13 protein-coding genes are annotated in these 17,342 nt (G+C 34.0%); 9 read left to right on the forward strand and 4 right to left on the reverse strand.

Translation table 11 applies throughout. The annotated features are described in order from the left end of the window. Nucleotides 1-195: 195 nt before the first annotated feature. A complete protein-coding gene (locus tag ROY99_07455) occupies nucleotides 196-2,607 on the reverse strand; it encodes a YCF48-related protein (GenBank protein MDT3696215.1) in 2,412 nt (803 codons plus the stop codon). A gap of 303 nt (nucleotides 2,608-2,910) precedes the next feature. After that, a complete protein-coding gene (locus tag ROY99_07460; protein ID MDT3696216.1) occupies nucleotides 2,911-4,050 on the reverse strand; it encodes a T9SS type A sorting domain-containing protein in 1,140 nt (379 codons plus the stop codon). 124 nt (nucleotides 4,051-4,174) lie between these two features. Here ROY99_07460 and ROY99_07465 point away from each other — a divergent pair, with 124 nt between their 5' ends. Then, nucleotides 4,175-4,948 (forward strand): AMP nucleosidase, encoded by a 774-nt coding sequence (locus tag ROY99_07465; protein MDT3696217.1) that lies wholly within the window; start codon nucleotides 4,175-4,177, stop codon nucleotides 4,946-4,948. On the opposite strand, the gene ROY99_07470 is transcribed toward ROY99_07465, so the two are convergent. Both ROY99_07470 and ROY99_07475 read right to left on the reverse strand, forming a co-directional pair. After that, nucleotides 4,945-5,640: a phosphatase PAP2 family protein gene (locus ROY99_07470; GenBank protein MDT3696218.1), complete on the reverse strand. Its 696-nt coding sequence runs from the start codon at nucleotides 5,638-5,640 to the stop codon at nucleotides 4,945-4,947. The genes ROY99_07465 and ROY99_07470 overlap by 4 nt on opposite strands. A 235-nt stretch (nucleotides 5,641-5,875) precedes the next feature. Next, nucleotides 5,876-6,802, reverse strand: coding sequence for a YitT family protein (locus tag ROY99_07475; protein MDT3696219.1), 927 nt, complete (start codon nucleotides 6,800-6,802; stop codon nucleotides 5,876-5,878). 170 nt (nucleotides 6,803-6,972) lie between these two features. Between ROY99_07475 and ROY99_07480 the strand changes: the two genes are divergently transcribed. The 8 genes from ROY99_07480 to def all read left to right on the forward strand — a co-directional run bounded on the left by ROY99_07480 (nucleotide 6,973) and on the right by def (nucleotide 17,335). After that, a complete protein-coding gene (locus ROY99_07480) occupies nucleotides 6,973-7,746 on the forward strand; it encodes a TIGR02757 family protein (GenBank protein MDT3696220.1) in 774 nt (257 codons plus the stop codon). A gap of 34 nt (nucleotides 7,747-7,780) precedes the next feature. Further along, nucleotides 7,781-9,859 carry a PAS domain-containing sensor histidine kinase gene (locus tag ROY99_07485; protein MDT3696221.1) on the forward strand — a complete coding sequence of 693 codons (2,079 nt, stop codon included), beginning with the start codon at nucleotides 7,781-7,783 and terminating at the stop codon, nucleotides 9,857-9,859. Nucleotides 9,860-10,000: 141 nt separating this feature from the next. Next, nucleotides 10,001-11,953 carry an oligopeptide transporter, OPT family gene (locus tag ROY99_07490; protein MDT3696222.1) on the forward strand — a complete coding sequence of 651 codons (1,953 nt, stop codon included), beginning with the start codon at nucleotides 10,001-10,003 and terminating at the stop codon, nucleotides 11,951-11,953. A gap of 167 nt (nucleotides 11,954-12,120) precedes the next feature. After that, nucleotides 12,121-12,492 (forward strand): PqqD family protein, encoded by a 372-nt coding sequence (locus tag ROY99_07495; protein ID MDT3696223.1) that lies wholly within the window; start codon nucleotides 12,121-12,123, stop codon nucleotides 12,490-12,492. Nucleotides 12,493-12,502: 10 nt separating this feature from the next. Continuing rightward, entirely contained in the window at nucleotides 12,503-13,963 is a 1,461-nt protein-coding gene (locus tag ROY99_07500) for an aminoacyl-histidine dipeptidase (GenBank protein MDT3696224.1), read from the forward strand. A 175-nt stretch (nucleotides 13,964-14,138) separates the two neighbouring features. Continuing rightward, a complete protein-coding gene (locus tag ROY99_07505; GenBank protein ID MDT3696225.1) occupies nucleotides 14,139-15,500 on the forward strand; it encodes an MFS transporter in 1,362 nt (453 codons plus the stop codon). Nucleotides 15,501-15,658: 158 nt separating this feature from the next. Continuing rightward, a complete protein-coding gene (locus tag ROY99_07510) occupies nucleotides 15,659-16,624 on the forward strand; it encodes an aminopeptidase (protein ID MDT3696226.1) in 966 nt (321 codons plus the stop codon). Between the two features lie 144 nt (nucleotides 16,625-16,768). Next, on the forward strand, nucleotides 16,769-17,335 hold the full coding sequence (gene def, locus ROY99_07515; protein ID MDT3696227.1) for a peptide deformylase: 567 nt from the start codon (nucleotides 16,769-16,771) through the stop codon (nucleotides 17,333-17,335). Nucleotides 17,336-17,342 lie beyond the last annotated feature (7 nt).

A 17,342-nucleotide genomic window follows, 5' to 3' on the forward strand; every position in this document is an offset into this window, starting at 1 on the left:
ACTAAACGTCTTGAGTCCAAATAGAGCATGTAAGATAATTTGTTTAAATGAACTTTTAAGTTTAAGAACATTTATTAATTTCTGATTAAGAATATTAAACTTCAGTAAAAGTATTTTATTTAACTCAAAGAATTAAAACCTGCAAATAAACCTTCGGGGTTTTAAAAATCCCCGAAGGTTTAAGATTACCAAAGGTTACTTAATTAAAACCATTTTTCTTGTTTGAATAAAATCTCCAGCTTTTAGTTGATAATAATAAATCCCAGATGAAAGATGAGAAGCATTAAAATCAAATTTATGAATTCCTGCTGACTTCTCTTCATTAACCAAAGTTGCAATCTCATTTCCCAAAACATCATAAATTTTCAACTGAACAAATTGCTTACTGGCTATTGCATATTGAATACTGGTTGATGGATTGAAAGGATTAGGAAAATTCTGTTCTAAAGAAAACTTTGCAGGCGGAAGGATTTCCGCTTCAACAATATTTGAGTATTCATAAGTGCCGTCAAAATCTATTTGCTTTAGTCTGTATAGATATTTACCGACAGAAAGATTTTCATCTTTGTAAGAATAAGATTTAGTTTTTGTTGTTGTTCCATTTCCATTAACGAATCCAATACTTTTCCATTCTTCACTACTTTCGTTTTTCATCTCTCGTCTTTCAATTTGGAAACCAGAGTTATTAGTTTCGGTTGCAGTGCTCCAGTTTAATGTAACATCATCATCAACAACAAAAGAAGAGAAGGAAAGAAGTTCTACCGGAACATTAGCAGGCTGATCATATTTTAAAATAACCCCGCTATTGCCAACAATCCATGCGTGTGCAGCATCTGTCATATAAATATCTGAAAATGTAGATATAGTGTAGCGAGGTTCTAAAGTCCAGTTAGCACCGCCATCTGTGGAAATATACACATAACCACTGGCACAAGCAGTCATTCCGATAGTACCTAATACGGGTGATTCAACAAAATGAATTCCCCAGACTGTGTTTCCGGGAGGAGTTGCTGCCGGCTGCCAATTTATTCCGCCGTTAGTTGTGTAATATGTATTTCCTCCTGTTCCAGCTGCTATACCTCGCTGACGATCAATAAATGAAATTCCATAAGTTCCAAGACCTCCGACTGAAAGTTGCTGCTGCCAGGTTAATCCTCCATCTGTTGTTCTTGAAATTCTTTCGCCTGTTCCGGCAACCCATCCATAAAGCGAATCTACCATATCCATATCCCAGGGATTATAGCTTGAAATAGTTGAAATGATAGACCAGCTAAATCCGCCGTCAGTTGATTTAGCAACAGTGCCATTATATGCTGCTACAATTCCGAAGTTATCATTAATAAAATCAATTGCCAGAATATCTGAGTTGGTACCTGTTATTCCTGTAGCAACAAGATTCCAGTTATTACCGCCGTCAGTTGTTACAATCACATTGCCGCCATCACACCCTGCAATTGCATGATTTGGTGAAGGTGCCACAACTTCGTTTATATCTCCGGTAAATGGAGAAACCTGCTGCATCCATGTTAGTCCTCCATTAGTTGTCTTAGCCACAAAATTTGTTCCGACAACATAACCATTTGAAGTATCGGCAAAACTTACATCTTTTAAACTTGATGTAGTAAATCTATAACCAAGCTCGCTCCAGGTTGCACCACCATCAGTTGATTTAAATAAATAACCACTAGTGCCTGACAGATATACTGCATTGTCAGAACCAAATCGCACTGAATAAAACGTTATTCCAGCAGGGAATCCTCCAACAGGACTCCAGGTATTGCCGCTATTTGTGGTTCGTAAAACAGTGCTCGATGCGCCGCAAGCAAGTCCATTAACAAATGAATCATCAAAATCCACAGACCAAAGTTGATTAGTAGTACCGCCATCATAAACTGATGTCCATGTTAAACCAGCGTTACTTGTTTTTGCAATTCTGTTTCTATTACCGACAATAAAACCAATAAGACCTGAACCGGTTGGAGGGAAATAAATTCCACGATAATCTGTTGAAGTACCATATATCATTGGTATTAAATTCCATGTATTTCCACCATCAGAAGATTTTAAAACAGCATCAGAGCTTCCAACAACATAAACATTATTTACGTCAGTAGAATAAACTCCATACAGAGTTTTGGAAGTTACAGATGTATTTGTTTGTGAGAACCAGTTATCCCCGCCGTTGGTTGTTTTTATAATAAACCCATTAAACCCAACAGACCAACCAATATTCTGATCAATAAAGAAGATATCATACTTAGTTGTGTCAGGTGCGTTGCTGAGCCAAGTCCATGTTAAACCGCCATCAGTAGTTTTATGAAGACGCTCCACAAAGGCACCGGCAGCCCAGCCAAGATTATCATTAAGAAAATAACAACTTCTATAAATTCCCTGACCACCAATTTGAAGAACATGCCATGTTTGTCCGCCATCATGTGTAAAGACTGCTTCACTCTGTGGAGTAACAGTATAAAATCTGTCAGCCGAGGGAGCTGAACCAACATATAATGCATTTGGTGTGGGATAAGGATTCATCACTCTCCATTGAGATAGTGATGGGTAAGTAAAAACCAGGAGTGTAATTGTTATAGTTAAAATTTTTTTCATGGTGTACCTCTTTTTTATTTACAATTACTTAAGTTTTTCTACGGTCATTTGATATTATTTAATAAAATCTGAACTAACATAATTTTTATAACGCCATTGGCTACATTTTCTAAGTTGAAAACATTGAAAGTAAATGATTCTGGAACTAAGTCAGAAAAGAAGATGTTCACTTTTTCATATTGATAGCCTTGCTGAATAGTTAATTTAAATAAAGCAAACTTAGAATCTAATGTCAAGCGATTGCAATATTTTATTATGAAAACAAAACTTGAAATTGCAAAGATCTATTTAGATTACTAAAGGTTACTTAATTAAAACCATTTTTCTTGTTTGGACAAAATCTCCAGCGATAATTTTGTAATAGTAAATCCCAGATGAAAGATGAGAAGCATTAAAATCAAATTTATGAATTCCTGCAGACTTCTCTTCATTAACAAGAGACGCTACTTCTTCTCCAAGAGAGTTGAATATTTTTAAACTGACAAACTGCTTACTGCCTATTGCATACTGTATTCTGGTGTTCGGGTTAAACGGATTTGGATAGTTTTGCTCTAAAATAAACTCAGATGGTGAAAGAACTTCAGCTTCAATAATATTGGAGTATTCAAAAGTTCCGTCCAGATCTATTTGTTTCAGTCTGTAGAGATATTTACTGGCAGCCAGATTTTCATCTTTGTAAGAATAAGATTTAGTTTTTGTTGTTGTTCCATTTCCATTAACGAATCCAATACTTTTCCATTCTTCACTACTTTCGTTTTTCATCTCTCGTCTTTCAATTTGGAAACCAGAGTTATTAGTTTCGGTTGCAGTGCTCCAGTTTAATGTAACATCATCATCAACAACAAAAGAAGAGAAGGAAAGAAGTTCTACCGGAAGCGGATATAAAGTACCATATGTTGTTCCATCTATTAGCGCTCCAATCAGAATTCCATCCCATGCATTAATTCCCCCGAAATATTTTGAGTAAGTGAGACTTGATAAAGTCCAGGAAGTATCTATCATACCCGTACAATAAAATCCTCCAAATACTGTAAACAGATCTGTTGAAACTCCCCAAACTTGTCCTGAATTCCTAAATATAAGTGCGAGATCAATACAATTTGTATCACTTAAAGAGGGTGTTGAGTAAATAAAATTATCCGGCCAATTGAAGTTAAAGATCAACTGATCAGCACCATTATAATAGGTATAGTATAAACTATCACCTTCTAGTCGGTCATATTTTGTATAATAAAGAATTGAGCTATCAGGGTTCCAATACTCAATTTTAAAATACTTGTTATTATTAATGGTAACAGTATCGGTTGCAATTGCCGCATAATAATTACTTGTGACCAAACCAGGTTCATAATGCCATTGATTACCAATTTTAAGTGGAAGATTCTGTGGGAGAACAAAATAAAAGGAATTTAAAACCAAAAACAGATACACTAACTTTTTCATAATACACAACCTCCATAAAAATATCACATTAAAAGAAAGAAAATAAAAACCCAATATCAAGTGTTTGGTTAAATTTATTTAATTTCGTTTTGTAAATATCAAACAATAAGAATTCTTTAGAATTATGAAAACAAAACTTGAAATTGCAAAAAACTGGCTGCCTCGATATACAGGAACAAAAATCAGCGAGTTCGGCGACTATATGTTGTTAACTAATTTCCAGAATTATGTTGAAAAGTTTGCAGAAAAATTTAATTGTGAAATTAAAGGATTAAATAAACCGATGCAGACTGCAACAAACTCAAGTGGTTTATCTATTATTAATTTTGGAATTGGGTCTGCCAATGCAGCAACGATTATGGATCTTCTGGTTGCACGAAAACCAAAAGGTGTTTTGTTTCTTGGTAAATGCGGCGGATTAAAACATTCAACAGAAATCGGGCATTTTATTTTACCAACAGCTGCAATAAGAGGCGAGGGAACTAGTGATGATTACAAACCAAAGGAAGTTCCTGCACTTCCTTCATTTAAACTTCATAAATTTGTATCTGATAAGATAGTTGCAAGAGAAATGGAATACAGAACAGGGGTTGTTTACACTACTAACAGAAGGGTTTGGGAGTGGGATAATGAGTTTAAGCAATATCTTAGAAAGTTATCTACTATCGCAATAGATATGGAAACTGCAACTTTATTTATTGTTGGATTAGTTAATGAAATTCCTAGAGGTGCATTATTACTTGTATCTGATATACCTATGATTCCCGATGGAGTTAAAACAGAAAAATCAGATAAAGAGGTAACAGAAAAATTTGCAGATCTTCATCTGGAAATCGGAATTGAAGCAATGACAGAAATCGAAATAAAAGGAGAACATATAAAGCATTTTACTTACTAAGCTTTTCTCAATTTGTTTTTGGATTTTGAAAAGTATTCTTCAAGCTGCCATATTATTTGAACTAACGCTACCCAGCAAACACCCAAACTCCAGCCGGCAACTACATCTGTTACAGTATGAGCCGCACCGGCAATTCTACTTATTCCAACTATTATTGAAATTGTTACAGCTATTATTAAGAAGTACCTGTTGTTATTGTTAGTTTGAGTTTTTGATTTTAGTGAAACAGCAGTTGCTAAATACAGCACGGTTGCAATAAATGTATGACCGCTTGGAAACTCTGATATGCTTTCTGTAACAATCATTTTCCAGGTAATTAATTCTTCATTTGCAGTCAGGTATTTAGTAGCCAGGATTAAAATGATAGCCCCAATCATAGTAAATAAAAAGTAGAATGTTTTTTGTTTCTCTTTTGTCCTGAATAAATAAACAGAATAAAAGAATAGAAAAACAAAAACTATTTCGCGGCTTCCAAAAGCGCTGAAGTTAGAGTTCATATTTACAAACCAGGGCTCACCGTAAGTATTGCTCCATTTATTTGTATATCCCAAACTTTCAAAAAGAAATTTAGCTGCTTCAGCAGAAAGATGGTTAAATGATCCAATACAACTCAAAATAAAAACCAGTAATGAGATAAAAAAAATTGAGATTAACTTCTTACTTAAATTAAAGTTGTGAGGGTTATTTTTCATAAATAATCAGAAGTATCTTTTCAAGTGTTATTTAAGAGCGCGAATTGATATGATCATTTTTGTTCATTAGTGAACATACATTGTTTATTCTCAATTAAATTAATTATAGTTAGATATGAATAACTCTTCATAACAATTATTTGTATTGCGTTCATAGTATCTCTTTTGCAAATGATAATATTATTCTTCTTTGTTCCATTTAGGATTTTCAACAGAACTGAGATATTAGGAATTGTTAAATTCTTCTTCTAAAGCCTTCACCCATTACCTCGTGAACATTGCTTACAGTAACAAATGCATTTGGGTCAATCTTTTTAACAATATTCAGCAATTTAGAAAGCTCTTTCAGAGTTATTACAGTTGTAAGAATTTCACGATCAACATTACGGTAAAGTCCGCGGGCTTTTATTGCTGTTGCACCTCTGCTCATATCATCCATAATTACTTTAGCAATCTCATCAGTTTTATCAGAAATGATATCAACAGATCTTGCATAATCAAACCCATCAATTATTACATCAATAAGCCGGCTTGAAATGAATAATAAAAAGAGTGCATAAAAAGTTAAGATTACAGCCGATCTATCGCCGGCAAGATCTTTAATGTCGATAATAAATCCTGCGAGCAAAATAACAAAAAAATCTATCATCATTATTGCCATACCGGGTTTAGTTCCGAAACGTTTATGCATTATAGCGGCAACAATATCAGACCCGGCAGTTGTTCCCTTAAACTTAAATATTATTCCAAGTCCCAGACCAAGTAATGCTGCCCCGACAAGAATCAAAAACATAAAATCATTTTGCTGCAAGTCTTTTATAGTTTGTGTTTCCTGTAATTTAATAAATGAAAATCCCGGGATATCACCCCGGAAGAAATCAATAAAAAATGAATTAAGAGTGAATCCCCAAAATGTCCTTATTCCAAACTCTTTCCCTAATTCCTTAATTCCCCATAAATAAAGTGGAATGTTCAATAACCATATCATTAAGCCCACAGGTAAACCAGTTAGATAATGAATGCTCATCGATAGACCGCTTACACCACCGGGGACAACTTTTGCATCAACTAAAAAAATTCCTATTCCAATTGCCATTATAGCGGCGCCGATAGATATAAGAATATATTCGAACACGATTTTTAATTTTGGATTTTTACTCATCTTTTACTCAATTCTAAAATTTTGCGCATCAAAGTTAATGATTACAGGCGTGATGAAAAAAATAAAGTCCGAAGAATTCAAAAAAGTTGTCTTAATTTCCCGGACAATCATATTCATTTATTATCTTTTAAAACAATGATAAAATAATATAGACTGATTAAATTGTATCAATGAATCTCAAGCAAAAATTAGAATATCATTACAAAGCTTTTGATAGAACAAAGCTAGAACCAGATCCGCTGCAATTTTTGCATTTGTTTAATGATGAGAGGGATATTGAGATTGTTGGATTAATTGCTTCGGTATTTGCGTATGGAAACGTAAAACAGATTGAAAATACGCTGAAGAAATTAATAAGTATTTTTAACAACAAACCTTATTTGTTCATTAAAAACTTCAGTTCTGAAAATCTGAAAAAGCTAAATGGAATTAAGCACAGATTTTATGCTGATGATGATGTTAAAAAGTTGTTCATAATCCTTAATAAGGAGTTAAACAACTTCAAATCTGTTAGGCAAATATTTTTACAAGATTACAATATTTCTGATAAAAATGTAAAAACCGGCATCTCAAAGTTTTCAAATTACTTTATAAACTCATTTATTGAGACATTTGGTGAAATAACAAATGGCATAAAATTTATGTTTCCATTACCTGAAAAAGGCAGCGCCTGTAAAAGGATGAATCTTTTTCTAAGGTGGATGGTAAGAAAAGATGAACTTGATTTTGGTTTGTGGAATGAAATTCCTGCCTCAAAACTTGTAATTCCGGTTGATACGCATATTGCAAGAATCTGCCGTTATCTTAAATTAACTAACAGAGGTAATTCTGATTGGAAAATGGCTGAAGAGATAACCAATAATCTGAAAAAGTTTGATCCTGACGACCCGGTAAAATATGATTTTGCTATTTGTCATATTGGAATAAGAAAATTAAAGTTTTAAGTTTCATTTAATAAGAATTGATTATAATATCAAAATGAAAAAAATCAACGAAGATAGTTTTCCTCTTAAGTATTTTCTTTACTTCTTGTTTGTTGCAATTGTAATTGCTGTATCCGGTTATATTTATTATCAAAACAGAAAAGTAACTATAGAAGATGAGCTTTACAGACATGTTGCCACTATAAAAGAAATGAAGCTTACTCAAATTGAGCGCGAACAAAGTCAAAGAAAGCAGACAATACAATCATATCTTTTACTGCCTGTGGTTGAAAATGATCTTGAAAAACTTTTAACCGGCAAAAAGAATAGTCAGATAATCGAGAGTATTTCTAAATGGTCAAATAATTTAAGATCAGATTTTGATTTTGTCAGCGTTAATATATTTGATAAAAATGCTAATCTGCTCTTTTCAACAGACAGCACACAGAGTTTATATAATAATTTTTTAAAACATGAATTAACTGTTCTGCTCCAAAAAGAAAATGCAGAATTATCAAATCTTTACTTTGGTGATAATAAAAGTCTTTTGCAGGCAATAATTACACCGGTTAGAATTTCCGGGAAAATATTGGGATATATCTGGACAGAGATTTCATTTTTTGAGTATCTGCATCCGATTATTTCTTATACAAAGCAGGAAACACAAGATGTGGAATATATCCTTCTGAAAAAACAGAGTGACCTCGGATTTATATTAAAGGATGTTAAAGAGAATAATCAGTTTAGAATTAAAACCATTCCGTTAAACAGAACCGATAAAGCAGAATTGGAGGCTTTGCTACGAGGTAAAGAATTTTTTAAAGGTGCTAAATCAAAAGGAGCTGAGTTTTTCGCTTCAGTAAATAATATTCCTTCTACTGATTGGATTTTAATTGCAAAGATTGATCAGGATAGTGTTACCCAATCTACAAGAAACGCAGCAATGCTCGTTTCATTTATTTCAGTTTTATTAATTGTTCTTTCTGCAAGTATTACTTATGCAATTTGGAAAAGAAGCAGACTTCATTTTCTGACTCAGACAGTAATTCTTAGAAAAGAAAAAGATGCACTAAACGAACGCTATACTTCTTTAACAAAATATGCTAATGATGCTATTTTAAGCATTGATAAAAACGGAAAGATTTTGGAAGCTAATCAGAAGGCATTTGATTTATATGGTTATTCAAAAGATGAATTAATAAAAAAAGAAATACTTGACCTTAGTCAGGATAGAAAAAAAGATATTGAGGTAATTTTTTCATCTATCAATAATCCGGATGGAATTCTTTTTGAGACTAATCATAAAAGAAAGAACGGAACTTTTTTTCCAGTTGAAATAAGTGCCAAACTGATTAAACAAGGTAATGAAGAAACCTTGCTTGCAATTATTCGTGATAATACTGAAAGAAAAAAGCTTGAGCTTGACCTGATACTTGCTAAAGATAAAGCAGAGGAGATGGATAGATTAAAGACAACATTTCTTGCGAATATGAGCCACGAACTAAATACGCCTATGAGCGGAATAATAGGATTTTCCGAACTTTTATTATCTGAAATGGATAATCCGAACCAAAGAGAGATGGCAAAGATAATTTACAAAAGCAGTAAACGTCTGAACGAAACATTGAATTCAATTCTTGATCTTTCTAAACTGGAATCCAATAACCTGCAGCTGAAATGCAACACATTTGATATCGTTTCGTTATTGCAGGAATGTAAATTTGCTTTTATAGAAAATGCAAACAAAAAAGGGATTCAGTTTTCTGTAACTTCAGATAAACCAAAGATTCTGGTTTATTCAGATCAAAGCATTGTTCATAAAGTACTGTGTAATATTATAGATAATTCTATTAAATACACCGAGAAAGGTGAAGTTAAAGTTCATTTATCAGAGTCAGCCGATCACGCACAGATCTCTGTTTCTGATACAGGAATAGGAATTCCTCAGGAAAACCTCGATCAGATATTTGAACCATTCAGACAAGGAAGCGAAGGACTAAACCGGAAATTTGAAGGTATGGGATTAGGTTTAAGTATTACAAAAAAATTCATTGAAGTCTTGCATGGAAAATTAAAAATAAGCAGCACACCTTCTATTGGAACAAAAGTATCAATCGAACTTCCAAAAAAATAAATTATTCAGAGTATTTAATTAGAAAATAATCTGAAAATTAGTTGAGAATAATAACCAATCCTGCTTAAATTTGAGCCACTGTTTTAGAGGAATTGTGGCTCTAACCACATCAATAATTGCTCAGTAATAGGAGAAAAAAAAATGGCAGAGCAAAAAAAATTTGTTCCGTTTGTCTCACCAGAAACCAATATGACAGAATTCACTGTCCGTGCTTTACTAATCGGTTTAGTGCTTGCTGTTGTACTTGGTGCTGCTAATGCGTACTTAGGATTAAAAGCCGGAATGACCATTGCCGCAACTTATCCAGCTGCAGTTATAGGTATGGCTCTAATTAAATTAATGAAAGGAACTATCCTTGAAGAAAACTTTACCAGAACAGTTGGTTCGATTGGCGAATCAATTGCTGCAGGAGCTATCTTCACATTACCGGCATTTTTTATTGCAGGGATATGGGATCCTTTCTTTACTCCCGGTAACTATATGATTTCTGCTGCGATAATGGCGGCTGGAGGTATCCTTGGGATTATGTTTGTTGCATTGCTTAGAAGAGTAATGGTTGAAGATGTTGAATTACCATTTCCTGAATCAGTCGCAGCTGCTGAAATACACAAAGCAGGGAGACATGGGTCTGGTGGTTCAAAATTTTTATTTAGTGCCATGGGCATCGGAGCAGTTATTCAGGCATTAGGTCAATTTAAATTATTTGCTGTTTCGTGGGATAAATTGTTTAATCTTGGTAAAGGACATTTATTATTCAGATCACCAGATGTTAGTCCTGCATATATGGGCGTAGGATATATCATCGGTCCTCGTTTGGCTGCACTTAACTTTTCAGGCGGTGTAATTGCCTGGGGTTTATTAACACCAATGATAGCATATTTTAAGTATTCTGGTCAGGAAATGCCGGCAGATACAAATTGGACTTCAATAATGGTTGCAGTGTGGAAAGATTACGTAAGACCAATTGCTATCGGCGGAATGCTGGTTGGCGCTGGTTTTACACTTTGGAAAATGAGGAAAAGTTTAATTACCGGTATTGCAAGATCAATAAGTGATGTTAAAAAAGCTGCTTCAGGCGAGCATACCGAAATCAGAACCGAAAAAGATATAAGCTTCAAATGGATAACAATTGGAATTTTAGGAACTGGTGTTGCTACATTTTTTATTTATAATTATTTCGCACAGGATATTCTTGCAGCTTTAGTTGCGACAATAGTAATGATAGTAGCCGGATTTTTCTTTGCAGCTGTTTCCGGATATCTTGTTGGAATTATCGGCTCAAGTAATAATCCTATAAGCGGTTTAACTCTTTCCACATTGGTTATAGCTGCGATCCTGATGGTTGCACTCGGTATGAAAGGAATACAGGGTGTTGCTGCTGTTCTTGGTGTTGCCGCTGTTGTTTGCGTTGCTGCTGCTGTTGCAGGCGAAATGCTGCAAGATCTTAAAGCCGGACATATCCTTGGTGGTACTCCATGGAAAATGCAGCTCGGTGATATAGTTGGAATTCTGGTTTCTGCCGCTGTAATGTTTGTTCCTCTTTTAATACTGCACGAAGGTGATGTTAAAATGGGTGGAACCGGATTTGGCGGAGATAAACTTCCTGCCCCTCAGGCTAGTTTGATGGCTATTCTTTCTAAAGGTATTGTTGGCGGTGAGATGGAATGGATATTAATATTTGTTGGAATGTTAATGGGTGTTGGATTTATTTTGATGAATGTAAAAAGTCCGATGCTGGTTAGTGTTGGAATGTATCTGCCTTTAGGAACTACATTTGCAATTTTTGTTGGCGGTTTAATAAAAGGCATTGTTGAAAAAGTAAACTTAAAGAGAAACTTTAATGATGCACAAAAATCCAGAGTTGAAAACAACGGAATTCTAATTGCAGCGGGCTTGATTGCAGGTGAAGCACTTATAGGATTATTGTTTGCAGGGCTAGCATTTGGTGATATTAAATTATTTGAATTAAGTGCTGATCCTTCATTTATTGTCAGTCTGGTTGTGTTTGCATTTATTGCATGGTTATTAGTTCAGATACCGGTTAAGAATGCTGGTAAACCCGAAGATCCGGCTCCGCCGCAGGTATCAATGTAACCAGCTGATAGAATTTATTTATGTTGAATATTTTTTTGAAATATCAGCATAAAAAATATTTTAGATCTCATCTTGAGCAGTGTCGGAAGATGATGATTGCTTAATGTTATTTTAGATGTCACACTTCGACTCCGCGGTGTGACATTGATTTTTTTATCTGTATTATTATGCCGTTATCATTTAAAGAAAGAAAAAAAATATTAACAAATGCAAATACATTGGAGCTTACTCCGATTAAAGTTTATTCAGATGAGAAAAACGATAATGACTTAATTACAGTTAAAGTTCCAAAATTCAGAAATAAGTTTGCTGTCAGATTTATATCGCCAAAATTAAAGAGCGATCATTTTAAAATTAAACTTGATAAGTTCGGCTCTGCTGTCTGGACAAATATAAATGGAAAGACTAAAGTTGAAAAAATCATTAAAGATGTTAAAAATAAATTCGGTGATGAACTTTTACAGGAAGAAGAAAGAATAACAAAATTCATTTTTCAATTGTATTCACAGGGATTTATATCATTTAAAGAATTAAACTAAAGGAGTTATTATGGGATCAGTATTAGGTCACTTAAAACCAGAACTGGTTTGGTATCACTTCGAGGAAATCTGCAAATATCCCCGATGTTCGAAAAAGGAAGAAAAAATTGCAGAATATGTTGTATCAGTTGGTAAGCGCTTAGGGCTTCAAACTGAAAAAGATAAGTTTGGTAATATTCTTATCCGTAAACCGGCTGCAGCAGGTAAAGAGAATCTTAAAACTGTTACTATGCAGGGTCATATTGATATGGTTTGTGAAAAAAATCGCGGCGTTGAACATGATTTTGATAATGATTCTATTCAACCATACATTGATGGAGATTGGGTGAAAGCAAAAGGAACAACACTTGGTGCTGATAACGGCATCGGTGTTGCCGCTGCTCTGGCTGTGCTTGAAGCTAATGATATTGAACACGGTCCTGTTGAAGCTTTGTTTACTCTTGATGAAGAAACAGGACTGACTGGTGCATCAAGTTTGAAGAAAGGCTGGTTAAAAGGAGATATTCTTATCAATATGGATTCTGAAGAACTTGGAACTTTGTTTATTGGCTGCTCTGGTGGAAAAAATACTGCTGCTAAATTCAAAATCAAACCGGAAAAAGCACCAAGAAATTATTCTGCTTTTGAGTTAAAAGTTGAAGGATTAAAAGGCGGTCACTCAGGACTCGAAATTCATGCCGGCAGAGGTAATGCAGTTAAAATATTAAACAGAGCAATCTGGGAGTATTCTAAAGAAAATAAATTAAGATTGGCTGAAATAAACGGCGGCAACAAACACAATGCAATTCCAAGAGAAGCATTTGCTGTGGTACTTGTTCCAAAGGGTAATGAAAATAAATTGAAAAAATTTATTAACAACTATAATCAGACCGTAAAAGCTGAGAATGTTTCAGTTGAACCCGATCTTTCTGTTTCACTTGTAAAACATGCTGTACCTGAAAAAGTTATGGATGAAAAAACCCAAAAGCGTTTAGTTGATGCTTTGTATGCTATTCCGCACGGTGTAATAAAAATGTCAAATGATATTCCCGGTCTTGTTGAAACTTCAACAAATCTTGCAGTTGTAGAAACTGTTGGTAAAAGTGTTAACATTGTTACAAGCCAAAGAAGTTCTGTTGCGTCTGAGATTAAAGATATAACCGCAATGGTTTCATCAGTATTACAGCTTGCAGGAGCAGAGATTTCTTATGGTGATGGTTATCCGGGCTGGAAACCTGATATCAATTCTGATGTATTAAAAGTTTTCAAATCAACTTTTGAAAATATGTACGGAAAAGAACCGGAAGTAACTGCAATTCATGCAGGATTAGAATGTGGAATAATAAAAGAAAAATATCCTGACATGGATATGATCTCATTTGGACCTACAATGTTTGGTGTTCACTCGCCTGATGAGAAATTACAGATATCAACTGTTCCGGAATTTTATAATCAACTTGTAAATGTTTTGAAGAATATTCCTGTTAAATAAGATTATATCTTGTTTATTATTAAAGCAGATACTTTTATTAGGTATCTGCTTTTTTTATTTTATTGTTGGTGATAATAAAATTATCAAATCAGTCACGTTGAGCTTGTCAAAATGTGACTTGCACTAATTATAACTCAGTCTTCGGCAAGCTCGGACTGACAAAATCGAAAACAATATGAACACAAGTGAAATCTCTCTGAAACCTCAACCATCATCATTTTTAAGATGGACAGCTTTACTTTTGATCAGTTTAGCAATGATGGGCAACTATTATATTTATGATAGTATTAGTCCGCTTGCAGATTTATTAAAAACTCAACTTGGTTTTTCTGATTCCAATATCGGATTGTTAAATGCAATTTATTCTTTTCCTAATATACTGATGGTTCTTGTCGGCGGATTGATAATTGACAGAATCGGAACAAGAATTTCAGTTGTGATTTTTACTTTTTTAATAGCACTTGGTGCAGTGATAACTGCTGTAACAGGAAATATTTATGTTATGTCAGCCGGAAGATTGGTTTTCGGTCTCGGTGCTGAATCTATGATTGTGGCAATTACAACTATTATTGCAAGATGGTTTAAAGGAAAGGAACTTTCATTTGCGTTTGGTCTTAATCTTACAGTTGCAAGATTAGGTTCATTCCTTGCACTTAATTCTCCAAGCTGGGGCAAAAATTTGTATGAGCATTGGCAGTCTCCGCTATGGATTACTGTTGCAGGAGGAATTTTTGCTTTAATAACTATAATAATTTATTACGGTTTGGATTTGTATGCAGTTAAAAATTATGAGATGCCTAAAGATGGTGAGCAGGATAAAATTGTTTTTAAAGAGATATTCAGGTTTGGAAAATCATTCTGGTTTATTACTGCCCTTTGCGTTACATTTTATTCTGCAATGTTTCCGTTTCAAACTTTTGCGATTAAATTTTTTCAGGAAGCTCACGGAACCAGCAGGGAAGTCGGCGGTAATCTCTCAAGCATATTAACTCTTGCCGCGATGATTTTTACGCCTTTGTTTGGATTGTTAGCAGATAAAATTGGAAAGAGATCTTTGCTGATGATGTTCGGCTCATTATTAATTATACCTGTTTATTTAATGATGGCTTATAAATTTGGTAAACCCGAAGTAATGAGCGACAGCGATTTTGTTCATCTTACTATTCAATTCTTTGATGTCAACGGATCAATACCAATTTATTTGATTCTTCCTATGGCAATGATGGGAATCGCATTCTCACTTGTACCGGCAGTAATGTGGCCTTCGGTAGCAATCATTGTTGATCCTAAAAAATTAGGAACTGCTTATGGATTGATGACTATGATCCAGAACATAGGTTTGTTTGGATTTAATCTGTTGATAGGTTTTGCAAATGATGTATCTCAGGCAAGTTTTTCAAATCCTGCTGGATATAATACCGGAATGTGGATATTCTCCATTCTCGGGTTCTTAGGTTTACTGTTTGCTTTCTTGCTGCGAAGAGCAGAAACCGGACCTGGCGGACATGGGCTTGAAGCAGGAATGAAAAAAGCTTAATCGGATGTTAAAGCAGATTTTCTGAATTTGTTCAATCATTTTAAGATATACTTCAATAAGAGTTTTATTTATTGTTTTAATATTTTTTTGTTAAAGAACGATTAATAACAATATTATTTTGATAAACATATCCTTTATATTTTTAAACAGAGGAGATTATGGCTAAACCAACAAAACTTGATTCTGCATCTGTAATCGCTATTCGCGATTGTATGGGGACAAAGAAAAATGAAAAAATTCTTGTAATTACCGATGAAATAAAAAGGGAGATTGGACTTTCCCTGCATCAAAATGCAATTCGATTAGGTTATGATTCTCTGCTTGTTGAAATGAAATCCGGTAAGATAAATGGAGAAGAACCTTCTGAACAAGTTGCTGAATTGATGCAGAAGTTTGATGTTGTTTTTTGTCCCACTGCTAAATCTTTAACTCATACCGATGCAAGAAGAAATGCTTCTGCAAAGGGAGTGAGAATAGCAACTTTCCCGGGTATTACAAAAGATGTAATGATTCGCGGATTAAATGCAGATTATAAAAAAATTTCAGCTCTTACAATAAAGCTTCAAAAATTTTTAGAAACCGGAAAAGAAATAAGAGTAACTGCGCCGGCAGGAACAGATATTTCCTTTTCAATTGCAGGCAGAAAAGCTTATGCAAGCAAGGGATTATTTCATGCAAAAGGTGAAAGCGGCAATCTGCCAACAGGTGAAGCATTCCTGGCTCCGGTTGAAGGAACAGCAAATGGAGTTTTTGTAGTTGATGGTTCGATGGCTGGTCTTGGTTTGATGAAAAATGTTAAAATAAAAATTGAAGTTGAAAATGGTTATGCAGCAAAAATAACTGGCGGAGTTACTGCAAGAAAACTAAAAAATATGCTTGATAGCGTTGGTAAAGATGCAAGAAACATTGCTGAGTTTGGAATAGGCACAAATGATTCTGCTAAACTTAGCGGAGTTTTGCTCGAGGATGAAAAAGTTATGGGCACAATTCATATTGCGCTTGGTAATAATGTTTCAATGGGCGGCAGTGTAAATGTTCCGATTCATCTTGATGGGGTTGTAAAGAAACCAACTGTTTGGATGGATGGCAAACTAATGATGAAAGATGGAAAACTACTTGTTTAATGCTAAGTGTTAAATGCTCATTTTTTAATTTTAGAAATTGTGTTAATTAATTCATTGAACATTTTGCATTTTATGTATTAGTTTCTAATTGAGTGCTTATTTTTTATTTTGGCATTAGTAATTTAAAATTGATTTAGGAAATAGATGTCAATATTACCAATCACTCTTTTTGGTGATAAAATACTAAGGAAAAAAGTTGCAAAGGTTACAGAAATAAACGGTAATACTATAAAAATTATTTCTGATATGTTTGAAACTATGAGAAATGCTAATGGAGTGGGACTTGCAGCAAATCAGGTTGGTGTAAATCAACAAATTTTTGTTGTTGATATTTCTGCTGTCGAAGGTTATGAATCTTATAAACCTATTCCATTAATTAATCCAAGAATTGTTGCAAAGTCAGATGAAAAAAGTGTTATTGAAGAAGGATGTTTAAGCATCCCGGAATTACGTTTTGAAGTTACAAGACCTAAAATGATTAACATTTCATATTTTGATGCAAATATGAAAGAACAAACAATAGAAGCAGATGAGCTTTTAGCTAGGGTAATGCTGCACGAGTATGATCATCTGCAGGGCGTGTTGTTTACAGATTATTTAGATGAAGAAATGAAAAAGCGTTCAAAAAAACATCTTAATAAAATCAAAAAACGGAAACTGGAAATTGAATATCCTGTAAGTGATGATGTTGATTATATTTTGATTAAATAGGTGTGAT

It is taken from the genome of Ignavibacterium sp. (assembly GCA_032027145.1).
Lineage (GTDB): Bacteria > Bacteroidota > Ignavibacteria > Ignavibacteriales > Ignavibacteriaceae > IGN3.